1 pseudogene is annotated in these 255 nt (G+C 53.7%); it reads left to right on the top strand.

Annotated features, from left to right (window positions below):
- Window positions 1–255: pseudogene (locus tag M6G53_RS25305) on the top strand (IS4 family transposase); the annotation flags it as partial.

Raw genomic sequence — 255 nt, 5'->3', positions numbered from 1 at the left:
GCGCCTTGGCGCACAGATGAGCAAGGTTATTTCTGTCTGTGACCGGGAGGCAGACCTGATTGAATATCTGGCCTACAAAGTGTCGGAGAAACAGCGATTTATCGTGCGCTCAATGCAAAGCCGGTGCATTGAAGAAGAGGGAAGCAAGCTCTATAGCTACGGGAAAACGTTGCAACCAGCCGGGGAACGGTGTGTATCAATCCAGCAAAGAGGGGGGCGAAAAGGCCGGGAGGCCCTGTGTGAAATCCGGTATGC

The organism is Serratia nevei, from assembly GCF_024160145.1.
Classification (GTDB): Bacteria; Pseudomonadota; Gammaproteobacteria; order Enterobacterales; family Enterobacteriaceae; genus Serratia; species Serratia nevei_A.
Note: the sequence above shows the minus strand (reverse complement) of the source record. Positions and strands in the feature narration are given on the sequence as shown.